1 pseudogene is annotated in these 269 nt (G+C 69.1%); it reads right to left on the bottom strand.

Annotated elements, in window-relative coordinates:
• Positions 1-209 (bottom strand): annotated as a pseudogene (locus KVS71_RS17545) (hypothetical protein); the annotation flags it as partial.
• Positions 210-269 lie beyond the last annotated feature (60 nt).

Raw genomic sequence — 269 nt, 5'->3', positions numbered from 1 at the left:
CTCTGCACGAGGTCGCCCCAAGGAAGGGAGCCGTACCGCTCATGCAGGGCCGCCATGCCCGCTACGTAACCCGGGATGCCCGCACCGCCGCTCGGGTCGACGCCAGCGAGATTCACCTCATCGCGGTAGTCGACGTAGGAGATGCCATCGGAATCGGCGATGATGGCGGTTCCGCCGCCGCCGAGGCTGGAGGCGTGTGGCTGCAGCACCGTGTCAGCGGACGCTGCGGCGATGGCCGCGTCTACCGCGATCCCGCCAGCATCGGGAAC

It is taken from the genome of Microbacterium sp. GbtcB4 (genome assembly GCF_019091465.1).
In the GTDB taxonomy this organism is placed as follows: domain Bacteria; phylum Actinomycetota; class Actinomycetes; order Actinomycetales; family Microbacteriaceae; genus Microbacterium; species Microbacterium paraoxydans.
Note: the sequence above shows the minus strand (reverse complement) of the source record. Positions and strands in the feature narration are given on the sequence as shown.